General features: G+C 69.1%; 26 protein-coding genes. 15 read left to right on the top strand and 11 right to left on the bottom strand.

Annotated elements, in window-relative coordinates; translation table 11 throughout:
- Nucleotides 1-101: 101 nt before the first annotated feature.
- Complete coding sequence (locus ATK30_RS30200) at nucleotides 102-1,013, top strand: helix-turn-helix domain-containing protein (protein ID WP_101438377.1); 912 nt, start codon at nucleotides 102-104, stop codon at nucleotides 1,011-1,013.
- Here the strand turns inward: ATK30_RS30200 and ATK30_RS30195 are convergent.
- The 3 genes from ATK30_RS30195 to ATK30_RS30185 form a co-directional block, all read right to left on the bottom strand.
- Entirely contained in the window at nucleotides 940-2,514 is a 1,575-nt protein-coding gene (locus ATK30_RS30195) for a hypothetical protein (RefSeq protein ID WP_244194775.1), read from the bottom strand. The genes ATK30_RS30200 and ATK30_RS30195 overlap by 74 nt on opposite strands.
- Before the next feature lie 452 nt (nucleotides 2,515-2,966).
- Nucleotides 2,967-3,602, bottom strand: coding sequence for a response regulator (locus ATK30_RS30190; RefSeq protein WP_101438376.1), 636 nt, complete (start codon nucleotides 3,600-3,602; stop codon nucleotides 2,967-2,969).
- Nucleotides 3,595-4,713: a sensor histidine kinase gene (locus tag ATK30_RS30185; protein WP_101438375.1), complete on the bottom strand. Its 1,119-nt coding sequence runs from the start codon at nucleotides 4,711-4,713 to the stop codon at nucleotides 3,595-3,597. The genes ATK30_RS30190 and ATK30_RS30185 overlap by 8 nt, the downstream gene beginning before the upstream one ends.
- Before the next feature lie 184 nt (nucleotides 4,714-4,897).
- Here ATK30_RS30185 and ATK30_RS30180 point away from each other — a divergent pair, with 184 nt between their 5' ends.
- Nucleotides 4,898-5,443 carry a GlcG/HbpS family heme-binding protein gene (locus tag ATK30_RS30180; RefSeq protein WP_101438374.1) on the top strand — a complete coding sequence of 182 codons (546 nt, stop codon included), beginning with the start codon at nucleotides 4,898-4,900 and terminating at the stop codon, nucleotides 5,441-5,443.
- Between the two features lie 155 nt (nucleotides 5,444-5,598).
- Here the strand turns inward: ATK30_RS30180 and ATK30_RS30175 are convergent, their stop codons facing one another.
- The 3 genes from ATK30_RS30175 to ATK30_RS30165 all read right to left on the bottom strand — a co-directional run bounded on the left by ATK30_RS30175 (nucleotide 5,599) and on the right by ATK30_RS30165 (nucleotide 8,096).
- A complete protein-coding gene (locus ATK30_RS30175; RefSeq protein WP_101438373.1) occupies nucleotides 5,599-6,054 on the bottom strand; it encodes an NUDIX hydrolase in 456 nt (151 codons plus the stop codon).
- Complete coding sequence (locus tag ATK30_RS30170; RefSeq protein WP_244194774.1) at nucleotides 6,054-6,551, bottom strand: nitroreductase family deazaflavin-dependent oxidoreductase; 498 nt, start codon at nucleotides 6,549-6,551, stop codon at nucleotides 6,054-6,056. The genes ATK30_RS30175 and ATK30_RS30170 overlap by 1 nt, the downstream gene beginning before the upstream one ends.
- A gap of 159 nt (nucleotides 6,552-6,710) precedes the next feature.
- Nucleotides 6,711-8,096 (bottom strand): cytochrome P450, encoded by a 1,386-nt coding sequence (locus ATK30_RS30165; protein WP_101438372.1) that lies wholly within the window; start codon nucleotides 8,094-8,096, stop codon nucleotides 6,711-6,713.
- A 78-nt stretch (nucleotides 8,097-8,174) separates the two neighbouring features.
- Here ATK30_RS30165 and ATK30_RS30160 point away from each other — a divergent pair, with 78 nt between their 5' ends.
- The 3 genes from ATK30_RS30160 (at nucleotide 8,175) to ATK30_RS30150 (ending at nucleotide 11,809) form a co-directional block, all read left to right on the top strand.
- Nucleotides 8,175-8,756, top strand: a complete 582-nt coding sequence (locus tag ATK30_RS30160; RefSeq protein ID WP_101438371.1) for a TetR/AcrR family transcriptional regulator — start codon at nucleotides 8,175-8,177, stop codon at nucleotides 8,754-8,756.
- A 228-nt stretch (nucleotides 8,757-8,984) separates the two neighbouring features.
- Entirely contained in the window at nucleotides 8,985-9,893 is a 909-nt protein-coding gene (locus tag ATK30_RS30155; protein WP_101438370.1) for an SAM-dependent methyltransferase, read from the top strand.
- A 221-nt stretch (nucleotides 9,894-10,114) separates the two neighbouring features.
- On the top strand, nucleotides 10,115-11,809 hold the full coding sequence (locus ATK30_RS30150; RefSeq protein WP_167442033.1) for a bifunctional diguanylate cyclase/phosphodiesterase: 1,695 nt from the start codon (nucleotides 10,115-10,117) through the stop codon (nucleotides 11,807-11,809).
- Between the two features lie 53 nt (nucleotides 11,810-11,862).
- Here the strand turns inward: ATK30_RS30150 and ATK30_RS30145 are convergent, their stop codons facing one another.
- Together ATK30_RS30145 and ATK30_RS30140 are read right to left on the bottom strand one after the other, a co-directional pair.
- Complete coding sequence (locus tag ATK30_RS30145) at nucleotides 11,863-12,384, bottom strand: phosphoribosyltransferase family protein (RefSeq protein ID WP_101438368.1); 522 nt, start codon at nucleotides 12,382-12,384, stop codon at nucleotides 11,863-11,865.
- A 49-nt stretch (nucleotides 12,385-12,433) separates the two neighbouring features.
- A complete protein-coding gene (locus tag ATK30_RS30140; RefSeq protein WP_101438367.1) occupies nucleotides 12,434-12,832 on the bottom strand; it encodes a VOC family protein in 399 nt (132 codons plus the stop codon).
- Nucleotides 12,833-12,921: 89 nt separating this feature from the next.
- Between ATK30_RS30140 and ATK30_RS30135 the strand changes: the two genes are divergently transcribed.
- Nucleotides 12,922-13,920: a helix-turn-helix transcriptional regulator gene (locus ATK30_RS30135; RefSeq protein ID WP_101438366.1), complete on the top strand. Its 999-nt coding sequence runs from the start codon at nucleotides 12,922-12,924 to the stop codon at nucleotides 13,918-13,920.
- On the opposite strand, the gene ATK30_RS30130 is transcribed toward ATK30_RS30135, so the two are convergent.
- On the bottom strand, nucleotides 13,863-14,282 hold the full coding sequence (locus ATK30_RS30130; protein WP_101438365.1) for a MarR family winged helix-turn-helix transcriptional regulator: 420 nt from the start codon (nucleotides 14,280-14,282) through the stop codon (nucleotides 13,863-13,865). The two genes, ATK30_RS30135 and ATK30_RS30130, sit on opposite strands and share 58 nt — an antisense overlap.
- Before the next feature lie 67 nt (nucleotides 14,283-14,349).
- Between ATK30_RS30130 and ATK30_RS30125 the strand changes: the two genes are divergently transcribed.
- From ATK30_RS30125 to ATK30_RS30115, 3 genes are all read left to right on the top strand, one after another.
- Nucleotides 14,350-15,111 (top strand): alpha/beta fold hydrolase, encoded by a 762-nt coding sequence (locus ATK30_RS30125; protein WP_101438364.1) that lies wholly within the window; start codon nucleotides 14,350-14,352, stop codon nucleotides 15,109-15,111.
- A gap of 47 nt (nucleotides 15,112-15,158) precedes the next feature.
- On the top strand, nucleotides 15,159-15,710 hold the full coding sequence (locus tag ATK30_RS30120; RefSeq protein WP_101438363.1) for a cysteine hydrolase family protein: 552 nt from the start codon (nucleotides 15,159-15,161) through the stop codon (nucleotides 15,708-15,710).
- 137 nt (nucleotides 15,711-15,847) lie between these two features.
- Nucleotides 15,848-16,693 (top strand): SAM-dependent methyltransferase, encoded by an 846-nt coding sequence (locus tag ATK30_RS30115; protein ID WP_101441149.1) that lies wholly within the window; start codon nucleotides 15,848-15,850, stop codon nucleotides 16,691-16,693.
- Between the two features lie 91 nt (nucleotides 16,694-16,784).
- On the opposite strand, the gene ATK30_RS30110 is transcribed toward ATK30_RS30115, so the two are convergent.
- Together ATK30_RS30110 and ATK30_RS30105 are read right to left on the bottom strand one after the other, a co-directional pair.
- Nucleotides 16,785-18,317, bottom strand: coding sequence for an MFS transporter (locus ATK30_RS30110; RefSeq protein ID WP_101438362.1), 1,533 nt, complete (start codon nucleotides 18,315-18,317; stop codon nucleotides 16,785-16,787).
- Nucleotides 18,318-18,463: 146 nt separating this feature from the next.
- Nucleotides 18,464-19,090, bottom strand: coding sequence for a TetR/AcrR family transcriptional regulator (locus ATK30_RS30105; RefSeq protein WP_101438361.1), 627 nt, complete (start codon nucleotides 19,088-19,090; stop codon nucleotides 18,464-18,466).
- Between the two features lie 96 nt (nucleotides 19,091-19,186).
- On the opposite strand from ATK30_RS30105, the gene ATK30_RS30100 reads away from it, so the two are divergent.
- From ATK30_RS30100 to ATK30_RS30075, 6 genes are all read left to right on the top strand, one after another.
- Complete coding sequence (locus ATK30_RS30100) at nucleotides 19,187-19,816, top strand: DUF5701 family protein (protein ID WP_101438360.1); 630 nt, start codon at nucleotides 19,187-19,189, stop codon at nucleotides 19,814-19,816.
- 30 nt (nucleotides 19,817-19,846) lie between these two features.
- A complete protein-coding gene (locus ATK30_RS30095) occupies nucleotides 19,847-20,485 on the top strand; it encodes a CatB-related O-acetyltransferase (protein WP_208637695.1) in 639 nt (212 codons plus the stop codon).
- 99 nt (nucleotides 20,486-20,584) lie between these two features.
- Nucleotides 20,585-21,343: an aminoglycoside adenylyltransferase domain-containing protein gene (locus ATK30_RS30090; protein WP_101438358.1), complete on the top strand. Its 759-nt coding sequence runs from the start codon at nucleotides 20,585-20,587 to the stop codon at nucleotides 21,341-21,343.
- 200 nt (nucleotides 21,344-21,543) lie between these two features.
- Nucleotides 21,544-22,584, top strand: a complete 1,041-nt coding sequence (locus tag ATK30_RS30085) for a DNA polymerase III subunit beta family protein (RefSeq protein ID WP_167442032.1) — start codon at nucleotides 21,544-21,546, stop codon at nucleotides 22,582-22,584.
- Complete coding sequence (locus tag ATK30_RS30080) at nucleotides 22,581-23,066, top strand: hypothetical protein (protein ID WP_101438356.1); 486 nt, start codon at nucleotides 22,581-22,583, stop codon at nucleotides 23,064-23,066. The genes ATK30_RS30085 and ATK30_RS30080 overlap by 4 nt, the downstream gene beginning before the upstream one ends.
- 78 nt (nucleotides 23,067-23,144) lie before the next feature.
- Nucleotides 23,145-23,972: a phosphotransferase gene (locus ATK30_RS30075; RefSeq protein WP_460431609.1), complete on the top strand. Its 828-nt coding sequence runs from the start codon at nucleotides 23,145-23,147 to the stop codon at nucleotides 23,970-23,972.
- Nucleotides 23,973-24,377 lie beyond the last annotated feature (405 nt).

Below are 24,377 nucleotides of genomic sequence, written 5' to 3'. Positions count from 1 at the left end.
CGACCGAGCCTGGGCGAGCCCGCGCGGCCGGACCACTCCCGCGTTGTCCTACCCCGCGCAGGGTGTGGCAGCGATATCTCACGCGGCGGATAGTGGAATCCATGACCGCTGGCCCGCTGGGAGACTTCCTGCACGCGCGACGCGCCCGGCTGCGTCCTGAGGACGTCGGTCTGCGGGACATCGGCCCCCGCCGCCGGGTCGCCGGCCTCCGCCGGGAGGAGCTGGCGCACCTGGCCGGCGTCAGCGTCTCGTACTACACCCGGCTGGAGCAGGGGCTCTCCCGCGGCGCGTCCGCCGAGGTCCTCGACGCGATCGCCCGGGCCCTGCAGCTGGACGCCCACGAACGAGCCCACCTCGACCGCCTCGCCGACGCGGCCCGCCGCACGCCCCAGCCGCGCCGTCCACGCCCGGAGAAACTGGCCGACGAAACGCGCGACCTCCTCCGCGCAGTCGAGGGCGTCCCTGCGCTGGTGCTCGGCCGCAGGACGGACGTGTTGGCGTGGAACACCCTCGGGCACGCCTTGCTGGCCGGGCACCTGGACCTGGCCCAGCGTCCCAACCTGAGCCGGATGCTGTTTCTGGACCCGCACTGCCGCGAGCTGTACGCGGATTGGAAACGCAAAGCCCGCGCAGTGGTCGGCAACCTGCGCATCACCGTCGGGAAGCATCCGGACGACCCGCTGCTGGCCGAGCTGATCGGCGAGCTGACGATGAAGAGCCCGGAGTTCGTCTCGCTGTGGCAGGACCATCGGGTCGGTCCGTGCGACGCCGACGCGTACGAGCTGCGGCATCCGCTGGTCGGCCGGGTGACGGTGACGCAGCAGACGCTGTCGATGGCTCGGTCGCCGGAACAGGTGCTGATCGTGTGCACGACTCCGGCTGGGTCGGCTTCGGAGGAAGCGTTGACGTTGCTTCGGCAGCTCAGCGAACGGGACCCGCTCAGAACGGCAACTGCCGCCGCAACCGGTTCAGCCAGCGCTCCACCGTGTCCAGCGGCTGCCCAGGATCGTTAGCCGGCGCGGCCTGCGCGACCGCTTCCTGGACGTGCGAACCCACGGTCCCGGCGTACTGCGGCAGCGCGTACACCACCTGCCAATAACCCTCGCGCAGCTGCACGGAGTTGACCCGCACGTACCCGGCGGTGCCGCGGGCCAGATCGAAGCCGTACCGCCCCGCCGTCGGCACCGGATCGGCGGAGGTGACCACGACCACCGTCGGGCGGGCGTTCGCGACCACGTCGGTCGGGTCGGCTCCGTGCGCGATCGCGCGGTCGTTCAGGCCGATGTAGTCGATCGATTCCCACCCGCTGAAGTACGGGATGGCACCCGCGTCGGTCACCGCGAGGGTGCGGTTCGCGGCCGGGACTTCCGCCTTCGCGAGGCCCTTGCCGATCGCGACGTGCGCCCGCTGCAGGTCCGGTCCGTAGTTGGTGATCGCGCCGAGGTCCGGAGCCGTCGCGCCCGCCCACGCCGACCAGCCGACGGCGACCGCGCCCAGAACTGATCCGACCACGCGGCTGCCCAGCGTTCCGACCGCCAGCGCGGCACCCAAGCACAGCACCGGCACTGCGTGGTCCGCGAACCGGTCCAGGTAATCCATGGTGGGGCCGGAGACCGCGTACGTCACGTACGTGACCCCGACAGTCACGACTAGGAGTACGCCAACCGCGCGCGTTGCCCGGCGGAACAGCAGCGAGAGGGTCAGCAGGAGCAAGGGCAGAAGGACCAGCGTCGTGTGCTTCGTCCAGATCCAGCCGAGCGAGAGGTTGCCGAACTTCACGTAGAAGGTATTGGGCAGCAGCTGGCCGTAAAATTGCCAGCGCCAGACGAAATACCCCGCGCCGACCAGCGCCGCGGCCCCCGTCCACAGCCACTGGGCCCGGCCGCGCTGCCGAACCAGCCACCACAGGACCACCGGCAGCGCGGCCAGCGCACCCTCCGGGCGGATCATGCCGAGCAGGACCAGCAGGACCGGCGGTTCCCACGCGCGCAGCTGCGTCCCGTCGAGGACTCGCAGTCCGAGCACGACGACGCGGAGCAGCACGGCGGCGAACGCGGCGGTTTCGAGGCCGCCGGTGATGTGGAAGTAGGTCGGAAGGAACACGACGTACGCGCCCGCCCCGACGAGCAGGCCCAGCATCCCGCCGCGGCGGTGCCCTTCGCGCAGCAGCATCGCCAGCGTGAGGAGTCCGAGTACCAGCGAAGTCAGCTTCGTGAACAACGGCAGCGCGACACCGAGGACCGAGCCCAGCGCGCCCCACACGACCCAGGCGAAGTTCGTGAAGCCCTCGACCGGCGGGCCCTGCAGATTCCACACCGGACCGTGGCCGGCCGCGAGATTCGCGGAGTAGCGGAAGCTGATGAACGCGTCGTCGATGGTGAAGAACCAGGCCGCCCACGCGCCGGCGAGGAACACGACGAGGAGCCCGAGCGACGCGAGCAGCGCCGGCAGGGTCCGCTTCGGGCGATCCGCTTCCGGCACTGTCGAATCGATGTCGGCGTGGACAGCCGTCATACCCCTGCTCCCTGGCTGTGGACAACGGCCGCCACCTTACCGGGTGAACTTTCTGGAGCTTCGTACACTGCGGGTAAGCGGAAACGGGCATCAGCGATCCAGCACGGCTTCCGAGCCCAGTCAGGCCTCGGCACCAGTCTCGCTTTCCGTGCCTACGTCGGCGGAACCGATGAGGTGAACGTGCAACTCGGCGTCAACCTCCACTCGCCCACGCAGCCAAACCCCGCGCCCACCAAACCGCAGCCCACGCTCCCAACCCACCCAGCACCCACACCACCCCCGCACCCCGATACGAAGCCAAAAACACGGCGCGGGGGTGCTTGTCAAGGCATCTTTCCCGCCTTGACAAGCACCCCCGCGCCGTAGTCACACTCAGCTTCGGGGCGCCCCGCGCAACCACCGTCTTTCTTCGGGGCCCCACGCTTTCTTCGGGGCACCCCACGCCACCACGGTCAAGGCAACAACCGCTGCTCCTTAGCCACCGCAACCGCCCCTGCCCGCGTATCCACCCCCAATTTCTCGTAAATCCGCCCCAAATGCGTCTTGACCGTAGCCTCGCTGATAAACAACCGCCGGGCGATCTCCCGATTCCCCAACCCCTGCGCGAGTTGCTCGAGAATGTCCCGCTCCCGGTCAGTCAACGCGGGCCGAGGTGCACGCAACTGCGCCATCATCCGGTCCGCCACCGGAGCCGACAACGCAGTCCGACCAGCCGCGGCCGCCCGAATCGCCGCGTACAACTCGTCCGCGGACTCAGCCTTCAGCAAGTATCCCGTAGCCCCAGCCTCAATAGATCGCGTGATATCAGCGTCCGTGTCATAAGTCGTCAAAACCAGCACCCGAGGCGGCTCGGCAACAGAACGAATTCGCCGGATCGCCTCGACTCCGTCCATTCCGTCGCCCAGCTGCAAATCCATCAAAACCACATCCGGCCGCAACGCCGCAGCGAGGTTGATCGCTTCCTGCCCGGTCGCCGCCTCGCCGATGACCTCGATCCCGCCCGCACCGGCCAGCAGCGCACGCAGACCGGCCCGGACCATGGCGTGGTCGTCGCAGAGCACGACGCGAATGGGCTGGTCGTCAGGCATGGCTTGGTCCCAACGGAATCGCAGCCGAGATGGCGGTGCCCTGTCCGGGCGCGGATTCGACGGTCAACCGGCCGCCGAGTTGCGCCGCCCGCGCGCGCATCGCGGGCAGGCCGTGACCGCGGCCGTCGGCGCTCGGGGTGGCAGGGTCGAACCCGCGGCCGTCGTCGGTGATGTCCAGCACGACCTCATCGTCTAGGTAGGTGAGGGTCAACGCCACTCCCGACGCGTCGGCGTGTTCACGCGCATTGGCCAGCGCGCCCTGCGCGATACGCACCAAAGTGGACTGCACGCGGCTCGGCAGCGGCCGCGCGGGCCCGTCGATCTGGACGCGCACCGGCTGCGGTTCACGTTCGGCGACGTTCCGGAGGGCTTCCTCGACCGAGTGCCCGTCGAGGTCGGCGGGGGCCAGATCCTGCACGAGGCCGCGGGCTTCGGCGAGGTTGCGCGTGCCGATCTGTTGTGCCGCATGCAAATGCTCACGAGCCAGGTCTGGGTCGCCCCACGCGCGGTCGGCCGCCTGCAGCAGCATCGCCTGACTGGACAGCCCTTGCGCCAATGCGTCGTGAATCTCGCGCGACAGCCGCTGGCGTTCGTCCAGCATTCCCGCGCGACGCTCGGTTTCCCGCAACCGGACCGCCTGCCGGCGCAGGTACGTGATCACCGCGGCGGTCACGGCGGCGACAGCCACTGGGACGATCGTCAGGTTCGGGTCGAAGCCGGTCGACAGCCGGTTCTGCGAGATCACCACCAGTGCGGTCACCAGCGTCACCAGCACTAATGCGGGTCCGGTGGGCAGCGTGCGGAGGCCGGTGACGAACATCGGGACCGCGCACCACGCGAAGCTCGGCGCGAGCAGCACCAGCACCACCCACAGCACGGTCACGACGGTCAGCCAGGCCAGATACGGCACGGTCACCTGCTCGGGCCCGGTGACTCGCAGCACCAGGCCGACCGCGTAGACCGCGGCCAGGCAGCCGGTCAGCGCGATCACCCACGGCGCGGCGGGCTCGCCGTGATGGTGGTCGAGGAACCGCACGATCGACGCGACCAGCAGCAGAAAGAACGCCGTGTGCATGGTCGCGGCCAGCCACCGCGCGTCCCGATCGGTCATCGCCGCCCTCCGTTTCCGTTCCGCTCTGGAGCCTGACCTGTGCGAACCCGGCCGACATCAGCCGATCGGATGACCTGAGTGTCGGCCGTTCCGCGCCGCGAGGCGAGCCGAGACTCCGATCCGGCGAAGGCAGTCCCGGACGCACGATGAACGCATCGAGCCGGACAAGCCAAGGAGCACCCCGATGAAGAGCTTCACCGCCAAGACCCGCATCGCCACCGTCGTCGGCGGACTCGCCGTGATCGGAGCCGCCACCACCGGCGCGCTGGCCGCCAACGCCGCCACCCCGGCTCCGGCCGCGCCTGCCCAAGCCGCGCCGAACGGGCTGGTCCAGACCACCCACCTGTCGATCGCCGCCGCGCAGAAGGCCGCGCAGGCCGCGCTCACCGCCGCCGAGAAGGCGGGCCAGAAAGTGTCGGTCGCGGTGGTCGACCGCGACGGCAACACCATCGTGACCCTGCGCGGCGACGGTGCGGGCCCGCAGTCGTACTCGTCGGCCGAAGAGAAGGCGTTCACCGCGGTTTCGTGGAACGCCAAGACCTCGGAGCTGACCGGCCGGCTGCAGCAGACCCCGACCCTGAAGGACATCAAGGGCACCCTGTTCCTCGCCGGAGCGGTCCCGGTGGACGCGAACAACGCCCCGATCGCGGCGGTCGGCGTGGCCGGTGCGCCGTCGGGTGCGCAGGACGAGAGCTTCGCCCAGGCGGGCGTGGACGCGCTCGGCAAGTGAAGCACTGGTGCGGTGGGCCTCGTCGCTGGCGGCGAGGCCCACTGGCCGGGTCGCGACGCCGGGCGATAATTGACCGGACCACTCGACGTGCAAGCAGCTAGTTCGCCGAGCCGGAAATGAGCGCTCGACTGACTCGTCGGCCCGGCACCGAGAACCTATCCGCCGAACCGCTTCACGTAGTCCTCGACGATCGGCCTTTCCGGCGCGATGATGTCGTCCGGAAGACGGTCCAGGTCGAAGAACTCGTAGCCGGTGATCTCCGTGCCGTCCACGGTGACGTCGGTGTTCTCGACGGTCGCGGCAAACGCCGCGGTGACGTTGTGGACCTCGTCGCCATGCGGGTAGCGGTAGAAGTACTCCGGTCCGGAGTAGACGCCGAGCAGTTCGAGATCCCGTACCACCAAGCCGATTTCTTCGCGTACTTCGCGACGGCCGGCGTCCTCATAGGACTCGCCGGGGTCGAGGAATCCGCCGGGCAGCCCCCAGTCCTGGCTCTCCTCGCGGAACACCAGCAGCAGCCTGCCTCGTTCGTCGGCGATCAGCACTGACGTGCCGGGCAGGATCAGCGGGCGGGTGCCGACTAGTGCGCGCAGTTCGGCGATGTAGTTCATCAGCGGTCAGTACCTTCTTGGTCGGGTTCGGCTCCGCCACGAGGACGGAAGGCGACGATCGGCAACTGCTGGACCAACCGGTGCCGCGCCGCGTCGGAGCCGTCGTAGCGCCAGCCCAGCAGCCTGCTCAGCACGGGACGCAAAACCGGCCGCAGCAGCAGGTTCCGCCGTTCGTAGTCGGCGATCGCGTCGACTGCTTCGGGTTCGTCGAGGATGCGGCACGAGGGGACGAACTTTCGGCGGCCGATCGCGACCTCCGCCGCGGGGGCCGCCTGGATGTTGCGGAACCAGTCCGAGGACGGGCCCAGCCCGGCGATGGCCAGCACCTCGCCGGTTCCGGGGCGGAGGCCGACCACCTCCAGGACCGTCCGGTATCGGCGACCGGACTTGCGGCCGAAATGGGTCAGGCACAGGAACCGCTTGCCCAGCAACCATCCCAGGTCGTGGTCGTACAGCTTCGCCGGCGCCTTGAAGACCGTGCGCGCGATCGGTTTCACGGTCGAACTCCTTCCCCTGCCGCATGATGCAGGTCCGCGATGAGCGCGGTGGAGTTCCCGAGCAAACTCCCGGCCACCAATCGGTCAATTGCCGGCAATCGGGCCGAACAAAGATAGCGCGGCGATGCACAAGACGCTGTCCGGGGAACTGGCAGCGGATCAAGCGGTCAGGGCCGTCGCCCGCTCCCGAATCCGCGGCCGGACGGTGAACCCGCTCGGCTTCAGCGTCAACGATTCCGCGATCTTCAGCTCGTACGCCGGGTCTGCCTCGAAGTCGTAGCGCTGCACCATGATCCCCAACGCCAGCACGGCTTCGTGCAACGCGAACTGGCGGCCGATGCACGCGCGTTCCCCGGTGCCGAACGGTTTGTACGCCTGGGCCGGGCGCTTCCGCACCGCCGCCGGTTCGAAACGGTCCGGGTCGAATTTCTCCGGATCCGGCCCCCACACCGTCGGGTCGCGGTGGAGCATCGGCAGCGGCACGATGACCGAATCACCCTTGCGCATCGGGTATTTTCCGCCCAGCACCAGGTCTTCGCGGGCTTCCCGGGAGTAGCCGGGCGCGGTCGGCCACAGCCGCATCGCCTCGTCGAGAACGCGGCGGACGTACCGGAGTTTCGCGACGTCGCCAAAAGCCGGTTCGCGATCGCCCCACACCGCATCGACTTCGGCGCGAGCCTTCTCCAGCAACTCCGGGTGGCGCGTCAGGTAGTACAGCGCGAACGACAGCGCACCGGACGTCGTCTCGTGGCCCGCGACGACGAAAGTGATGGCCTGGTTGCGAATGTTCACCGGATCGAGCTGTTCGCCGGTCTCCGGGTGGCCCTCGGTGAGCATCAGGCCAAGCAGGTCACGGGCCTCGCCGCCTTCCCTGCGCCGCGCCTCGATAACCTCGTCGACCAGGTTCGTCATGGTCGCGATGTCGGCCTGGTTCTGCGCCGCCGACCCAGCCAGCGCGCGCCGCACGAACGGAAGCTTGACGTTCTCCAGCTGCGCGTACCGCAGCGCACGGATCATCGCGGTGACGAACGGATGCGGTTCGGCCCGTTCGAACGACCCGAACCGGTAGCCGAAGCCCGCGCGGCCGATCGTTTCGAGGGTCAGCCGCGTCATGTCGGCGGCGACGTCGACCGGCCCGGTCGCGTGGTCCCACGCAGCGGTCAGTTCCCTGGCGACCTCGAGCATCGTCGAGTGGTAGCGGCGCATCGACTCGGCGGAGAACGCGGGCTGCAGGATGTCGTGGGCGAGGCGCCAGTTCGGCTCGCGAGTGTGCGCCGTGAACAGCCCGTCGCCAGCGACCGCACGCAACCGCTCGACGCCGAGCCCGACGTGCTTGCCGAACCTCGTCTCGTCGTTCAACTCGGTGACCAGGTCGATCCCGGCGACGAACACGATCTCGAGACCGAAGAACTTGCGGGTGAAGATCGGCCCGAGCCCCGCCCCGGCGCGCATGGTGCTCTGCAGCGGCGTGCGCAGGCTGGCCCCGAGCAGGTCGCCGACCACGGGCAGCCTGCCCGGCCGGTGCGGAATCGCGGTGGTGTCCAACGTTCGCTCCCTACTGAACCCACATCCAATAGGGTCACGATCCCCCGCTACTGAACCGGTGTCAAGTAAGCTGGGGCGATGCGGACGCGCCTGACCACCGAACAGCGGCGCGAACAGCTGCTGACCATCGGAGCCGGCCTGTTCGCGGGCCGCCCGTACGACGAGGTGTGGATCGAAGAAGTCGCCGAAATCGCCGGCGTCTCGCGCGGCCTGCTGTACCACTACTTCCCGACCAAGAAGGACTTCTTCGCCGCGATCGTCCGCGAGCAGCGCGACCAGCTGCTGAAAATGAGCGAACCCGACCCGGCGCTGCCGGTGGCCGAGCAACTGCGCGCCGGACTTGAGGTGTACCTGGAATTCGCCCGCACCCACCCGGACGGCTACCGCATCGTGCACCGCAGCGCAGGCGACGCCGACCGCGAGATCCGGGAGATCTGCGAAGCCGGGATGGCAGCGAACGCAGAACGGATCCTGTCCGCGGTGAGCCTGCTGCGCCCGGTCACCCCAACGACTCGACTGGCGGTCCGAGGATGGCTTTCGTTCGTGGCGACGCTGATCCTGGACTGGCTGGACGAACCGAAGATCAGCACCGAGGAACTACGGGACCTCTGCGCACGAACTCTTTTCGCAGCGGTTGACGTTAACCCGGAAACGATCTGACCCGCGCCACCCCACCACCCAACCGCACCGCCGCACCCAACCCACCAGGCACCCACCCCCAACCGCAACCAGCGCACCCAACAACCGAGGCACCCACACCCTCCCCCGCACCCCGATACGAAGCCTCCTCTGCGGTTCGGGGTGCCCCACGCAACCACCCACCTGCAATGTCGCCCGCCAGGGCGACGAGCAGAAACCACGCCCCCCGGCGAAAGGCAAATCAGCACAATGACTTCCGCCCGACAAGACGGAGACACCTGGGACCTGGCCTCCAGCGTCGGCGCGACCGCGACCATGGCCGCAGCAGCACGAGCGATCGCGACCCGAGAAGACGACACCCTCTTCTCGGACCGCTTCGCCGAACCACTGGTCCAGGCGGTCAGCGTCGACCTGCTCGCCAAACTGGCGTCCGGCGAGACCCCGTCGAACGACCTAGTCGGCCGGATCTGGATCGACGCGGCCAAGATCCGCGGCAAGTTCTACGACGAGTTCTTCCTCGACGCGTCCGCCGCGGGCATCAGGCAGGCCGTGATCCTCGCGTCCGGATTGGACTCTCGCGCCTACCGGCTGCCCTGGCCGGACGGAACCGTGGTGTACGAGATCGACCAGGAGCCGGTGGTCGAGTTCAAGGCCCGCGTCCTGGCCGAACTGGGCGCCGAGCCCACCGCCGAGCGGCGGGCAGTCGCCGTCGACCTGCGTGACGACTGGCCCGCCGCCCTGCGCGCCGCCGGGTTCGACCCGGCGCAGCCGACCGCGTGGAGCGCCGAAGGCCTGCTCGGATATCTGCCGCCCGAAGCGCAAGATCGCTTGCTGGACACCATCACCGCACTCAGCGCGCCGGGAAGCTGGGTCGCCACCGAAAACCGGCCCAACCCGCGTCCGGGCGATGAGGACAAGACGAAGGAACGCCTCGACCGCATCTCCGCACAATGGCGCGGCGAGGGTTTCGACACCGACATGACGAGGCTTCGCTACTTCGGCAAGCGCAACGAAGCGGCCCCGTACCTGACCGGGCTCGGCTGGGCGGTGCGGGGAAGCACGGTGCGGGAGCTGCTCGCCGCCAACGGTCTGCCGCCTCTGCGGGACGACGATCTGCGCATGGGCGATCTTCGGTACATCAGCGGCGTATTGGCGTAGGACATCGCCGGTGGTCAAGCCGTCACGCCTGGTCACACGGGCTTCGTAGCCGATTTGTGATGGTCATCACGGACCATACCGAGGGTTTGGCCCGGACGCGCGCGAATCCCAAGCACAGCCAACGATCCCGAGAAGTTTTCCGGTTCGAGCCCCTCGCCGGGCAGGTCAACAGAAGATAACGGTTTTATGGAGATCCGTGCGTTCCGAGCGAGGATCTGCGTGTGCTCGCCCCCGCTGACCAGGTCCGTTTCGCCTTCGAGCCGCTGTACAGCCTCTACAGCGGCTCAGCTGTCGCAGTCGAAGCAGTCGGGCACCCCGCGGCCGGCTGGGTCCAAGACCTGCTCGACGCGGCAGGCGATCAAGCGCAGTTGATCGACGCCGACCTCGACCTCCTGGTGCGCGCGGCCGCGGTGGTCCCGCAAACCTCCGCCGGGGTGTCGCTGCATCTCAATCTGAGCTCCAGCACCGCCGGCGCGCCCGCCGAGCGCTTCATCCCGCTGCTGCAGACTCTGGAACGCACCGGCCGCCGTCCCGCCGACGTCGTGCTGGAAATCACCGCACCGCTCGCCATCCCGAATCCGGGAACCCTGCTGCGGGGCCTGCACCGGCTGCGCGACCTCGGCTTCCGGCTGGCCTTCGACCGGCTTGGCGCCGCGGGCTTGCCGATGAACCTGCTCGCCGAAGCGCCGATCGAGATGATCAAGCTGGACCGCGCGACGCTGCGGCGGCTCCCGGCGAACGCGGCGACCGTCGCGCTCGTCGAGGCGCTGGTGCAGTTCGCCGCGCAAACCGACCTGCGGCTCGTCGCGACGGGGATCGAGAACGACGCGGAACTCGACGTCGCGCGGCGCGCCGGAATCCGTCTGGTCCAAGGGAATCTGTTCGCCACCGCCGCTCCCGAGCGGGTGCTGCCGACCGCCGAACGCGGCGACCAGCCAGGCACCATGGTGGTCTCGCCCTCGGCCGGGCTGCGGATCCCCGAATTCCTCCGCCAGGCCAAGACCCTGCCGGACGACGCGACGTGCGACGACGTCCACGCGATCCTGTCCGCCGAGCACGCGCCGAAGGCGATCGTCGGCCTGGATCAGCAGGCGCGTCCACAGTGGACGATCGACCGGATGCGGTTCCTGCTCGCGGTGACCGGCCGGTACGGGCACGCGCTGTACTCCGGGAAGCTCGCCGCGAAACTGGCCAGCCCGCCGCGGCTGGTCCGGATCGACACCGGCACCCGCGAACTGCTGGAGCTCATCGCCGACGGCGGAGCCGAGCACAGCGGCGACGACCTCGTCGTAACGGACGCGTCCGGCCGGTTCCAGGGCGTGGTGCGGCCGAACGAGGTGATGCGCCGGATGGCCGCGGTGAAAGTCGAGGCCGCGGTCGCGCTCAACCCGCTCACCCGGCTGCCGGGCAGCGACGCGATCGCCCAGGACGTCGCCCGCCGGGCCGGCGCCGGACGGCCGTTCGTCGTGGCCTGGCTGGACATCGACCACTTCAAACGGCTCAACGACACCGCCGGATTCGCCGCGGGCGACGACCTGATCCGCGCCATCGGCCGAGCGCTGACCGACCAGGCCCGGAGGCTCGGCGATGTCACCGTCGGCCACGTCGGCGGCGACGATTTCCTCGTCGTATGCGGCGTCGAGAACATCACGGCCCTCGCCGACGCCGTCCTCGGACGCGACTGGTCCGCCGACGGCGTGCCGGTCACGCTTTCCCTGGCGAGCATCGTCCAGACCGGCGCTTCGGCGGGCTCGTACCGCGAAAGCGCGCGGCTGCTGGCACCGTTGAAGAAGCAGGCCAAGGGGATCCGGGGCTCGAGCTGGGTCAACAGCTGGCCAGGTGCCGGGCGGGCGCAGATTCTCCGCGGCGGCAAGGAAAAGAACGACCGGCCGCCGATGCTGCTTTCCCAGCCCTAGCCGCGATTCAGCTCGCCGGGCGACCCCTTGAAACGACCGGCCCCAGCCAAGAGTCAGCACTCCGGCAAGTCGTCCGCGGCCAGCAACGCGTGCAGCCGCCCGAGCCGCGACCGCACCGCCGGGTCGAGCTGATCGACCAGCACCGCGCAGCCGACCAGCTCCGCGCCCGCCTCGGTCACCAGGTCGCGCACGGCCAGCGCCTGACTGCCCGTCTCGACCCAGTCGTCCACCAGCAGCACCCGGTCGCCGTCCGAAAGCGCCGAGCGCTGCATCCGCAGGACGTGCCGGAAACCTCGGTAGTCCGGGTCCGTTTCGCGCGTCAGCTTCTCGCCGGGGAACAGCCCGGCGGCCTTCCGAACCGCGGCGAACCCCACGCCCAGTTCCAGCGCGACGGCACCGCCGAGCAGGAAGCCCCGCGACTCGATCCCGCACACCGCGGTGACGCCCGCGTCCCGGAACGGCTCGGCCAGTGCCCGCACCACCTCGGCGAACGCCGCCCCGTCGCGGAAAACCGGCCAGAGATCGGCATGTCCGTCGACCCAGCGGAACCGGTCCAGCAGGAGAGCACGTGTCATGCGGCGATCCTGGCGGGTCACCTGCCGGTCAGGCGAGGCGATTTCCCGGTCACCGGGCGAGCCGGGCGCGGGCCTCCTCGGTCTGCGGCGCGAACAGGTTGACCAGATTGCCGTCCGGGTCGCGGAACAGCAGCGACCGGTTGCCCCACGGCATCGTCGTCGGCTCCTGCACGATCTCCGCGAGCAGCGGGCGGAGCCGCGCGAACTCGCGGTCCACATCCTCGACCAGGAACTCCAGGATGACGGTCCGGTTCGACTCCGGCACCGCCGCACCCGCGCTGAACAGCGCCATCGTCTCGGCGCTGCCGATCGCCAGGGTCGCCGGCCCGCCGGCGAACTCGGCGAACTGCTTCGCGGGCCGGCTCGCCACGAGGCCGGTCACCTGCTCGTAGAAGGACGTCAGACGGTCGACGTCACCAGTGATGATCCGGACGGAAGTCAACTGCACGGCCACATTCCTTTCTGGGGTGATTACCTGCCGACCACGCTAGAAGCAATAGTGGACAGGATCCGCCCGGTATTGCGAGAATTCCCGGCATGACCCGGCCGATCGCCCGCGTGCTGGCGCTGCTGGAGATCCTCCAGGGCGGCGGCACGCGGACCGTCGCCGAACTCGCCGGGCGGCTGGACGTCGATGAGCGCACCGTCCGCCGTTACGTCGAGCACCTGCTTGACCTGGACATTCCGGTCCGCTCCGTGCGCGGCCGCTACGGCGGATACCGGCTCGCGCCCGGCTACCGGATGCCGCCGTTGATGCTCACCGACGAGGAGGCGCTCGCGGTCCTGCTCGGACTGGTCGCGGGCCGGCGCGCCGGGCTGGTCACCACGTCGGTCGCGGCCGCGGAAAGCGCGGTCGCGAAGGTCCGCCGGGTGCTGCCCGAGGCACTCGGCCGCCGGCTCGACGCGCTGCTGGAGGTCGCCGACTTCACCGCTCCCGCGCGCGCCTCGCTCACCGCCGAGGCCGAGGTGCTCCTCGCGGTCGCCGAGGCAGCGCGCGATCAGCGGCCGGTCAAACTCGCCTACACCGCGGTTCACGGCCGCAGCAGCGAGCGCGTCGTCGAGCCGTACGGTGTCGTGGCACATTCCGGCCGTTGGTATCTCACCGGCTTCGACTCAAGTGCCGGGCAGGTGCGCACGTTCCGCGTCGACCGGATCGAACGGGCCGAACCGCAGGACGGAACCTTCAGCGCCCCAACGGATTTCGACCCCGCCCACCAGGTGCTCACCGGCATCGCCGAAGCACCGCACCGGCACGACGTGTCAGTGCGGATCCGCGCGACCGCCGAGGAGATCCGCGCAGCGTTCCCGCCGTCCATCGCCGTCCTGGAAGCGGACGACCCGTGGATCCGCGCGCGGATCCGGGCCGAACGCCTCGACTGGATCCCGCCGCGGCTCGCCGCGCTCGACCGGCCGTTCGTCATCGAGCGACCGGACGCGCTCCGCGACCAGATGCGCGCCCTCGCCGACCGGCTGGCCGGTTACGCCGGATCAGACTCCAACGCGGCGTCCAGCAGCGCGCCCAGTTCGTTGAGCTGAGCCGCCGAAAGCCGGCTGAACGACTTCTTCACCACGACGTCCGCGAGTTCCTGTCCCGCCTTCCGCAGCTCAGCGCCCTTCTCGGTGAGCCGGTGCCGCACCGCCCGGCCCGGCCCCGGGACCCGCTCGATCAGACCGCGGTCGACCATCCGCGCGGCCAGCGTGCCGAAGGACTGGTCGGTCTGGAAGGTCAGCACGGCGAGGTCGTGCAGCGATGCCTCCGGATGGTTGTCCAAGTGCCGCAACGTGTCCCACTGCACGAGCGAAAGCCCCAGCGGCTGCAGTGCCTGGCTCAGCGCGCGGTGATGGCGGTGCTGCAGGCGCTTGACGGCCAGAGCGACGTCGGCGTGGCGGTACTTCATGGCCGCGGAGCCTACCCCGTGCGAAAACAGGTTGCTTATCTCAAGTTCCTTATATAAGGTTCCTGTTATGAATTCCTCCCAGACGCTCCGGTTCACCTCCGCCGGACCGGTCGAGATCGCCGTCCAAGACCACGACCGCACCCGGACGTTCCTGCTCCTGCACGGCGGAGGCGGCGTCGCGACGATGGCCGGTTTCGCCGATCTGCTGGCCGAACGCACCCGCTCGCGAGTCCTCCTGCCCACCCACCCCGGCTTCAACGGCACCCCGAAAGCCGCCGAACTCACCGACGTCACCGCACTGGCCAAGGCGTACGTCGCGATGCTCGACCACCTCGACGTCTCGAACGTCACCGTGGTCGGCAACTCCTTCGGCGGCTGGCTGGCCGCGGAAATCGCTCTGCTGCACAGCCCGCGCGTCACCCGCGCGGTGCTCGTCGACGGCATCGGCATCGAGGTCGACAGCCACCCGCTGGCCGACGTCCGAGGCAAGACGATCGCGGAAATCCAGCAGTTCTCGTTCCACGACCCGGCGAAAGCGCCGAAGCCGCCGGCCGGCAGCAGCGGTCCGAGCCCAGACGTCGTGGCACTGGTCGGCTACACCGGCCCGACGATGTCCGACCCGTCCCTGGCGGAGCGGCTGAGCAAGGTGGACATCCCCGCCCACGTCCTGTGGGGCGAGAGCGACCGCATCGCCGACCCGCAGTACGGCGAGGCGTACGCCTCCGCGATCCCGGGCGCGACGTTCACCGTGCTTCCTCGCACTGGGCATTTGCCGCAGGTCGAAACCCCGGAGGAACTGCTCGACGCGCTGCTCGCCCTCGATGCCTGACCGTGCCTCCGGGTTAAATAGCGGCTATCGCGCAAAGGGGGATTCTCATGACCACCGCATTGATCGTCGGCGACATCCAGCGAGGCATCACCGACGGCTACCCGTTCGCCCGCCAGGTCGTGCCGCCGCTCACCGATCTGCTGCCGCGAGCCCGAGCAACCGGCGCTCTCGTCGTATTCGTGCATTTCGCCATGCGGGACAACGGAACTGACCTGCCCGACGGCGCGCTGTACCGCTCCTTCTTCGACGCCGGGGACGCTTTCCACGAAGGTTCGCCGGGCACTGAACTGACGCTGCCGGTTGCCGAAGAGGACGTCGTCGTCCTGAAGCGCCGGGCCAGCGCGTTCGCCGGAACGGATCTCGACCTGGTGCTTCGCGCCCGGGGCGTCCGCCGCCTCGCGATCGCCGGGGTCGCGACCAGCGCGATGGTCACCGCGACGTGCTACGACGCGGCGGATCGCGGCTATCAGGTGACCGTGCTGCGCGACGGATGCGCGGACAGCGACCAAGCCGTCCACGATTTCCTGCTGGACAAGGTCTTCCCCAGCCGGGGATTCGAAGTCGTGTCCTGCGCCGAGTGGGCCGCGGCGACCGCCTGAGCGCGAAGCCGCCGCTGGTCAGCGCCCTGAAACAGGCTGATCCGGCATCCCGGTGGCACCGGTTTCGCCGCTTTCCCGAAGTCCGCTACTCTCGGTGCGACATCTATCACCGTGTCGACACGCGGGAGGTACGCGTCGTGACCGACGCAGTCAACGCACCGCCGGGGGTCAACCCGAACGAGTCGAGCGCCGCCCGCGTGTACGACTATCTGCTGGGCGGGACAGACAATTACGAGATCGACCGGCAGGTCGCCCGGGAAGCCGCCCGGGTGATGCCGGACATCGCGGAAACCGCGCGGGTCAACCGGCATCTGATGACCCGGATCTGCCGGTTCCTCGCCTACCACGCGGGCATCCGCCAGTACATCGACTGCGGTTCGGGCATGCCGACCGCGGAGAACGTGCACCAGATCGTCCAGCGCGCGGATCCGACCGCGAAGGTCGTCTACGTCGACTACGACCCGGTGGTGGCCAGCCACGGGCGTGCGCTGCTCGACGAGAACGAATTCACCGAATACATCCAGGCGGATTTCTTCGACCCGCCGAGCATTCTCGACCACCCGACGGTCACCGAGCACCTCGACTGGAACGAGCCGATCGCGGTGCTGTTCCTGCTGGCCCTGCACCACCAGACCGGCGATCGCTCGGTTCCGGCGAAGGTCACGAAGGAATTCATCGACCGGCTGCCGTCGGGTTCGTACGTGGCGATCTCGCATCTGCTCGACGCCCACGACGGTTCCGAGGACGACGAAGTGGTGCAGGGCATCATCGAAACGGTCCACAACGGATCGATGAAGGACGTCTCGTCCCGCACCCGCGCCGAGATCAAGGAACTGTTCCACGACCTGGAGCTGATCCCGAGCGGACCGAACAAGCCGGCGGAAATCGTGCCGGTGGTCGAATGGTGGCCGGACGGCCCGCTGCTGGGCGAGCCGACGGTGGCCCAGCGGATCGTGGCGATCGGGGTCGCGCGGAAACCCTGACCGCGCACCAGAGACATCACTGCGGGCCGGTGCTCCGGCCGGGCTTGAAGCTCGGCGGGAACACCGGCCCGCTGGCGTGGGAACACCAGGTTCACGACGCGACCGGCACCGGTTCCTCGGCCTTCGCCGCCGCCTTCGTCTGGGAACTCCGCAGCGCGACCATCCCGACCACCGCGAACACCACCACGATCGCCGCACCGATCCCGGCGACAGTGTGCAGCCCCGAGCTGAAGGCGTCCCGCGCCGTAGCCAGCAACTGCTCCCCCATCGCGCCGGGCAGCGTCGCCGACGCCTCCATCGCGCCGGCCATGCTGTCGGTCGCCTGGGCGGCCGCCGCGGCCGGTACGTGAGACGGGACCGCGATCTGACCGCGGTACACCGCCGTCGCGACGCTGCCGAACACCGCGATTCCCATAGCGATCCCGAATTCCGCGCTGGTCTCCGACATCGCCGAGGCCGCGCCTGCCCGTTGCGGCGGGACCGAGCCGACCACCATTTCGGTGCACAGCACGCCCTGCGGGCCCATTCCGAAGCTGGCGATCGACATGCCCAGCACCACGAACGTCACCCCGCCGGACCCGCTGGCGAGCGTGAACAACAGAATTCCCGCCGCCGCGACCAGCATTCCGAAGCCCAGCACGAATTCCGGACGGAACCGGCGCGCCAGCCGCGGCGCGATCATCGATCCGGCGACCACCGCGAGCGCCTGCGGGACCAGCAGCAGCCCGGCGTCGACGGTGCTCAGCCCGGCGACCATCTGCAGATACTGGCTGACCAGCATGAACACGCCGCCCATGGTGACCGCGCCGACCAGCATGATCGCCACTGCCGCACTGAACGCGCGCACCCGGAAGAGCCGGAGGTCCAGCAATGGGTGCTCGAGCCGCCGCTGTCGCCGGACGAACACCGCACCGACCGAGAGTCCCGCGACGAGCACGACGATTTCGGTCAGGGACAAGCCGTTCTTGGCGATTTCCTTGAGCGCGTAGATGACCGGCAGGATCGCGGCGAGCGACAGGGCGACGCTGGCGAGGTCAAGACGTCCGGCCGAGGTGTCGCGGTATTCCGGCAGCAGCTTCGGCGCGGTCGCGAGCAGCAGGATCATCACCGGCACGCCCATCAGGAACACCGAACCCCAGCGGAAATGCTCCAGCAGGAACCCGCCGGCGACCGGGCCGACCACCATGCCGCCCATGAAGCAGCTCATCCACACCGCGATCGCGGTGCCGCGCTGTTTGGGGTTCGGGAACATGTTGCTGATCAACGCGAGCGTCGACGGCATGAGCGTCGCCCCGGCGATCCCGAGCACGGCCCGCGCGGCGATCAGCATCTCCGGACTGGTCGAGAACGCCGCCGCGACCGACGCGAGCCCGAACGCGCCGCCGCCGATCATCAGCAGCTTCCGCCTGCCGATCCGGTCGCCGAGGGTCCCCATCGTGACGAGGAACCCGGCGATCATGAAGCCGTAGATGTCGATGATCCACAGCAGCTGCGTGCTGGAGGGCCGCAGATCCGCGGCGAGGTGCGGAACCGCGAGGTGCAGCACGCTCATGTCCAGCGACAACAGCACGGTCGGCAGCGCCAGCACTGCCAGGCCCAGCCACTCGCGTCGTCCGGCACTCATGTCGTCTCCCCTGTGAGGTCTTTTCGGTCGTCTCACTCAAGCGACGATCGAGCTGCGGGCGGATCGACATCCCGGGGAAAACTTCTTCGGACGGTTTCGGGGGAAGCAGTCGCGCGCACGACGCCGCGGCCGCGATCCGCGCCGGATCAGGCCACGGCGTAGTTCCCCAGCGAGGGTTCCAGCAGGTCAAACGCCTGTGCGGCCTCCGCCGCGACCGTCTCCGCGACCTCGTCGACGGGCCGCCCGGCCAGGGTCAGCTCCTCGATCCGCTGGAACAGGATGTGGTGCACCGCCCCCAGCAGCCCGGCCGCGGTCCGGACGATGATGTCCGACCGAGAGCTGCCGACCGCGTCCGCCAGTGCGTCCGCCAAGGCTCGTTCCCGCTGTTCATGCAGGACTCGGAGGCGCGCGGACAACGTCGGGCTCTCGGCGATCATCCGGCTGAACTCCTGGCCCGCGAACCCGGCCACCGGGTCCTTCGCGGCGACCGCGGCCTCGAACGTCCGCCGCAGCGCGGCGAGCGCGGACTCCCCTGGCTGCCGCGACGACACCGCGTCCGCCAGGGTCGCGACGAACTCGTCCTGGTGGTCCAGGACCAGGTCTTCCTTGCGGGCGAAGTAGTTGGTCACCGTCTTCTTCGCGACCCGCGCGGCCGCCGCGACCTGGGCGATCGTCGTCTCCTCGAAGCCCTGCTCCAGGAACAGCCGCGTCGCGTGGTCGGAGATCAGCTGGCGCGTCTCCTGCTTCTTGGCTTCCCGCAGGCCTAGCTCCATCGAAAACTTACCTCCGACGTAAATTTACCTTGACACCCATTTAGTCGTGCGGACATACTTTTACTACCGATGTAAGATAATCCGAAGGAGAACCTCTTGTCGATCGCTGCTCTCCCGTCGCTCGCGGACCAGGCGGACCACCTGATCGCGCTGGGAGTGCCCGAGATCGCGCGGCTTTCCGCCGATGACCTGCGCGCTTTCGCCGCGGACCACAGCGACGCGGACGGCGCGCTGCTGGCGATCCATCCGGATCGGGCGCCCGCGTCGGCGCTCTCGCCGCTGCTCCGCTGCGAAGGAAAGCCCGGATTCGTCGTCACCGACATGCCGGACGTCGACCAGTTCGCGCCGCACGACATCGACCTCCCCGACGCGCCGCTGTATCTGGTGACCGGGATCGACCGCGGTGACGAGATGGCGAACTGGAGCCCCGAGGAAGCCCTGCCGGCGATCGCCAAGGCCGGGCGCAGTCCGCTGCTGCTGACCGAGGGGATCCACTGGGTGCTGCACCAGCCGTCGGCGCTCGAGCGCAATCATTGCTTCATGACCATCGGCTCCCGGCTGCGCAAGGAGAACGGCAAGTTCGACGCCCGCACGCCGGCGCTGTGGATCAGCAACGGCACCGGCCGGGACGGAAGCGAGCGCCGCGACGCCCCGAAGGTCGGCTGGTGCTGGTGGGGCAACCGGCACACCTGGCTGGGTTTCGGGTCCGCCGCCGGCCGCCTTTGAGATATCAGAACCACGCCAAGGAGATCTCTCATTTTCCCTGATCCGACCGTCCTGCACCCGATGCCCGAGCAGCCGCGGGTGGTGCTGCTGAAACCACTGGTCACCTCGCCGCTGATCGATGTCGGCGAGTTCTCCTACTACGACGACCCGGACGAGCCGACCGCCTTCGAGACCCGCAACGTGCTGTACCACTACGGGCCGGAGAAGCTCGTGATCGGCAAGTACTGCGCGCTCGGCGAAGGCGTGCGGTTCATCATGAACGGCGCGAACCACCGGATGGACGGGCCGTCGACGTTCCCGTTCCCGATCATGGGCGGCGACTGGGCCGAGCACTTCGACGCCATCACCGGTCTGCCCGGGCGCGGCGACACGGTGCTGGGCAACGACGTCTGGCTCGGTTACCGGGCGATGGTCATGCCGGGCGTCCGCATCGGACACGGCGCGATCGTCGCGTCCGGAGCCGTGGTAGTCGACGACGTGCCGGACTACGGCATCGGCGGCGGCAATCCGGCCAAGCTGATCCGCCGCCGGTACAGCGACGAGGACGTCGAGCGACTGCTGGCGATCGCCTGGTGGGACTGGCCGCTGGACCACCTCACCAAGCACGTCCGCACGGTCATGTCCGGCAGTGTCGACGCACTGGCGAAGGCCGCGGCCGAGCTCGCGTAACTGGGTAACGTGGCAGGCGTGCCCCGTGAGATACCTGAGGAAGCCCGCCGAAGCACCGAGCTGTTTCTGTCCACAGCGGACCGATCTGCACCAGGTCTGGTGACCGGTTTCTACCTGGTCGGCTCGGTCTGCTTCGGCGACTTCCACGCTCGCGGTGCCGGACGCGGACGGCTCAGCACCGCCAGCGACATCGATTTCGTCGCGGTCGCTGATCGGCGTCCGGAACCCGGTGAGATATCAGCACTGGCGCAGGCGCATGCCACGACGGTCGCCCGGTTCCCGAAGCCGCATTTCGATGGGTCCGTGCTGACCTGGGCCGACCTCGCCGCCGGACCTGACGACTGCCCGGACGTTCCATGCATGCAGGAAGGCCGGTTCACGTCGGCGGGCCGGGGCGGCGTCAACCCGGTGCTGTTCTGCGAACTCGCCAGCCGCGGGATCGCACTGCGCGGTCCTGAGCCGTCCGATGTGGACGTTTGGGCGGACCAGGATGCCTTGCGCGCGTTCACTGTGGACAATCTGAGCCGCTACTGGCGGCCGTGGTGGGAGAAGAACCGGCGCACCAGTGCGCTGTCGCTCGCGATCGGGATGAGCCCGTGGTTCCCGGTGTGGGCGGTGCTCGGAGTGAGCCGCCTGCACCATCTGCTGGCCACCGGGGAAATGACGTCCAAATGCGGCGCGGGCCGCTATGCGGCAAGGGAATTCGCCCCACGATGGCAGCGGATCATCGCGGAGAGCTTGAGCCTGCGCACCGAAGGCGCGGAAGGCCGTCGCAGCTACCGGAATCCCCTGGCGCGTCGCCGCGACACGCTCGCGTTCCTGGACGCCACGATCGACGACGCGCTCGCGCTGGCCTAACGCACCGGTCGGGCCAGCCGCGGTGAGTTCGCGCGGGGTGGCAGCCGCTCGGTGCCGCAGCCGTCCGGCGGAGACGGCTCCGCTCAACCGACAGCGCGACCTCGGCGGCCGTCCGGCGGCCCGGCCTGCACCCGGCGAAATCCCGTGGTCAACTGCGTCGGGGTTGACCTTCAAGCTGCTTGAAGCCCGATGATGGGCAGGTGTCCACCTCTGCCCTGCTGACTATCGGAGCGTTCGCCCGCCGCTGCGGGCTGACCGCCAGCGCGCTGCGCTTCTACGCCGATTCCGGCCTCGTGCGGCCGGTCCGGGTGGACGAGGAATCCGGTTACCGCTACTACTCCCCGGGGCAGGTCTCGGCCGCGCTGCTTGTCCGGCGGTTGCGGGAGATCGGCCTGCCGCTGGAACGGGTCGGTGCGGTTCTCGCCGCGGAGCCGGCCGACGCGTCGCGGATCATCGACGACCACGTCGCCGGGTTGGTATCTCAGGTGCAGCAGGCACGGGAAACCGCCGCGGCGGTGAAGGCCACGCTGGGCTCGCCGGCACCCGCGTCGTCGGTCCAGCTGACTGGTCCGGTGTTGACCGCGGCCGTCGAGCAGGTGCTGACCGCGACCACGCAGGACCTGCCGGTGCTCAACGGGGTGCACCTGGAGGTCTCTCCCGAGGCGATCGTGCTCACCGCCACCGACCGGTACCGGCTCTCGACCCGCACGTTGGTCCCAGCCGAACCGAGCTCGTCGACGTGGACCGCGACTGTCGACGCCGACGACCTGCGGCTGGCGATGCCGTGGACGCGCCGTCGGCACGAACTGCGGCTCAGCGTCCGCGGGGAGGAAATCCTCTTCCAGGGCGACGACGGGACAGTACGGACCTGTCGCACGCTGGCCGACGAGTTCCCCGACTACCGGCTGATGCTCGCGTCTCTGCCAGAAGTCCTTACGCGGGCAGTGATATCTCGCAACGCGCTCGTGGCAGGTCTGGAGCGCCAGTACACCCCGCAGATCCAACTGGATCTCTCCGCCGCAGCGATCACGGTAGGCACCGACGCAATCCCCGCGGACGTCATGGGACCGCCGATCTCCCTCTCCTTCGCCGTGAGCACGCTGCACCCGGCGATCAGCACCGCCGTCGGCCCGGACGTGATGCTGGACGTCGCGGGCCCGCACCTGCCGGTCGTCGTGCGCTCCGCCGACGACGGCGACCTCACCACCCTCGCCATGCCAGTGAAAGGAAATGCCGGATGACGGACACGATGGCCGAGATCACGGCCGCGGTCACGCAAGGCCGAACGGGCGCGACGGACGCCGCGCGGGCGCGTCTGCAGGAACTGTGGGACGACATCGGGCCGGGCGGAAACCCGTTCTACCGTTGCGTTCTGGCCCACTACCAAGCGGATTTGTTCGCTGACCCGGCAGAAGCGCTGGTCTGGGATATCAGAGCACTGGACGCCGCCGCGACAGTGACTGATGAACAGGTGCAGTCCCACGACGCCGGGCTTCGGATCGCAGGCTTCTACCCGTCGCTGCACCTGAACCTGGCCGACAACTTCCGCCGTCTGGGGTCGTTCTCCGCAGCAGAGGAACAGATCTCCGAAGCGCGAAACGGCCAGGACGCGTTGGCCGACGACGAATACGGTGCGATGATCCGACAGGCGATCGACGGCGTCGCGGAAGCCATCGAACGCCGGTCCACCGAACGACGCACGACAGCACCGGGAGTCGACTAAGTGGAACAATGGCTGTCGCTTTGGTGCCTCACGCATCTCGGCGTCGCACCTGCAGAAGTGCTGTTCGAGGCACGAATGATCTCGACCGTGCACGGTCTGCGGCTGGAAGACGGTCGGAAGGTCGTGGTCAAAGCCCGTCCGGACGACGGCCGCGCTGAGTCGTGCGTCGCCGCGCAAGCTGAACTGGCTGCGCGGGGCTTTCCGTGCGCACGGCCGCTGACGCCGGTTGTCCCAGTCGGCTCTCTGGCCGTGCACGCCGAGGAATACCGCCCCGGGGGCCACGTGATTTCCGGTGACTCGCCTGAGATCGCCACGCGCTATGCCGAGGTCTTCGCCCTGCTGATGGCCGCCCTCTCCGAGATTTCCGTCCAGCCGCCGCTGCCGAACCCGCGCTGGCTGCGTTGGGATCACGCCGACCCCGGCCTGTGGCCGGCCATCGACTTCCTGGACGAACGAGACCAGAGCGCGGTGCCCGAGGAGGTCGCCAAGACCGCCGACCGAGCCCGCCGCCGGCTGCTCGCGGCTGACCTGCCGAATGTCCTCGGCCACGGAGATTTCGAAGCACAGAACCTCCGCTGGGATGCCCAGGAAGGCTGGACGGTCCACGACTGGGACAGTCTGGCATGGCAACCGGAGGCAGCACTCGCGGGCGCGGCGAGCGGGACGTTCCCGAGCACGACCCCGCCGACGTTGGCGCCGATCGAGAGTTCCGCGGCGTTCCTGGAGTCCTATCAGGACTTCCGCGGCCGACGGTTCTCCTTGGCCGAACAGGAAGTCGCGTGGGCGGCCAGCTTGTGGCCAGCTTCGCACCATGCCCGGTGGGAAGCGCTGCACGGAGGTCGGCCGCTTTGCGGTGACGCGCTTCGGTTGCAGGCAGCGGAACGGCTGCGCTTGGCGAACGCCTGACCCCGGTTGAGGCCCAGGTGCCACCGCTACCGGATGCCGCGGACCGGTCCGCCCGCGATCACGTCCATCCAGCCGGACTGCGGTTTCTTCGGAAGTGGTGCGGAATCGGGAAGGCCCGTGAGGGAAATCTGATTCCCGGAGGGTTCCCTTCACGGACTTTGGCGGGAGCGGAGTGCCCTGCGGTCCTGCGCTCGGCGTCCCGAGTGATCGTGCGGGGAAGGAAGAGGCGGACCGACCGGCCGCGATCGGTTCGCCGGGTTTCGCTCCGCTTCCGGGTGCTGCGCAGAAATGCCACAGCCGGTGACCACGAACCAGGATCCGAAGCCGGGCAGATGGCTGCGGGCGGAGCCCGAACGGCTGCTCGGCGGCCGGTTCTCGACCGAGCCTCGTCACCCGATCGGGTAG

Source organism: Amycolatopsis echigonensis, assembly GCF_002846615.1.
In the GTDB taxonomy this organism is placed as follows: domain Bacteria; phylum Actinomycetota; class Actinomycetes; order Mycobacteriales; family Pseudonocardiaceae; genus Amycolatopsis; species Amycolatopsis echigonensis.
This window is presented reverse-complemented; position numbering and strand designations above follow the sequence as displayed.

What these genes read in the sequence shown, in the direction of transcription:
- ATK30_RS30200 (WP_101438377.1), top strand. Translation starts at nt 102, where the DNA reads ATGACCGCTGGCCCGCTGGGAGACTTCCTGCACGCGCGACGCGCCCGG.
- ATK30_RS30195 (WP_244194775.1), bottom strand. Translation starts at nt 2,514, where the DNA reads ATGACGGCTGTCCACGCCGACATCGATTCGACAGTGCCGGAAGCGGAT.
- ATK30_RS30190 (WP_101438376.1), bottom strand. Translation starts at nt 3,602, where the DNA reads ATGCCTGACGACCAGCCCATTCGCGTCGTGCTCTGCGACGACCACGCC.
- ATK30_RS30185 (WP_101438375.1), bottom strand. Translation starts at nt 4,713, where the DNA reads ATGACCGATCGGGACGCGCGGTGGCTGGCCGCGACCATGCACACGGCG.
- ATK30_RS30180 (WP_101438374.1), top strand. Translation starts at nt 4,898, where the DNA reads ATGAAGAGCTTCACCGCCAAGACCCGCATCGCCACCGTCGTCGGCGGA.
- ATK30_RS30175 (WP_101438373.1), bottom strand. Translation starts at nt 6,054, where the DNA reads ATGAACTACATCGCCGAACTGCGCGCACTAGTCGGCACCCGCCCGCTG.
- ATK30_RS30160 (WP_101438371.1), top strand. Translation starts at nt 8,175, where the DNA reads ATGCGGACGCGCCTGACCACCGAACAGCGGCGCGAACAGCTGCTGACC.
- ATK30_RS30155 (WP_101438370.1), top strand. Translation starts at nt 8,985, where the DNA reads ATGACTTCCGCCCGACAAGACGGAGACACCTGGGACCTGGCCTCCAGC.
- ATK30_RS30145 (WP_101438368.1), bottom strand. Translation starts at nt 12,384, where the DNA reads ATGACACGTGCTCTCCTGCTGGACCGGTTCCGCTGGGTCGACGGACAT.
- ATK30_RS30135 (WP_101438366.1), top strand. Translation starts at nt 12,922, where the DNA reads ATGACCCGGCCGATCGCCCGCGTGCTGGCGCTGCTGGAGATCCTCCAG.
- ATK30_RS30130 (WP_101438365.1), bottom strand. Translation starts at nt 14,282, where the DNA reads ATGAAGTACCGCCACGCCGACGTCGCTCTGGCCGTCAAGCGCCTGCAG.
- ATK30_RS30125 (WP_101438364.1), top strand. Translation starts at nt 14,350, where the DNA reads ATGAATTCCTCCCAGACGCTCCGGTTCACCTCCGCCGGACCGGTCGAG.
- ATK30_RS30120 (WP_101438363.1), top strand. Translation starts at nt 15,159, where the DNA reads ATGACCACCGCATTGATCGTCGGCGACATCCAGCGAGGCATCACCGAC.
- ATK30_RS30110 (WP_101438362.1), bottom strand. Translation starts at nt 18,317, where the DNA reads ATGAGTGCCGGACGACGCGAGTGGCTGGGCCTGGCAGTGCTGGCGCTG.
- ATK30_RS30105 (WP_101438361.1), bottom strand. Translation starts at nt 19,090, where the DNA reads ATGGAGCTAGGCCTGCGGGAAGCCAAGAAGCAGGAGACGCGCCAGCTG.
- ATK30_RS30080 (WP_101438356.1), top strand. Translation starts at nt 22,581, where the DNA reads ATGACGGACACGATGGCCGAGATCACGGCCGCGGTCACGCAAGGCCGA.